At 71.5% G+C, this 309-nt stretch carries 1 pseudogene; it reads left to right on the top strand.

The features are described from left to right. Positions 1 to 279 (top strand): annotated as a pseudogene (locus ACLBXP_RS25585) (hypothetical protein); the annotation flags it as partial. Between the last annotated feature and the right edge of the window lie 30 nt (positions 280 to 309).

Raw genomic sequence — 309 nt, 5'->3', positions numbered from 1 at the left:
TTCATCATGGGCCTCAAGCTCGTCAGCGAGGCGATCCAGGAGTTCCAGGAGCAGGCCGTCCTGCCCTTCAGCAGCGGCGGCGTCCCGGCCATCGTGGCGAACATCGGCCTCAACAACGGCACCTGGGAAGCGATCGGCGCGCAGGGCGTTCTGGTCCTGATCGCCCTGGCGTGCCTCGGCACCTGGTGGCTGGGCGGCCGCGGCAAGGCCGCCGACCCGAAGGTGGACGGCAAGGTCGACGGCAAGTACGCGGCGGCCAAGCCGGCCCGGGTCGGCTGAGCGCTGGCCCCGCTCGCGGTTGGAGCGGGT

The organism is Methylobacterium sp. A54F, assembly GCF_053346035.1.
This window is presented reverse-complemented; position numbering and strand designations above follow the sequence as displayed.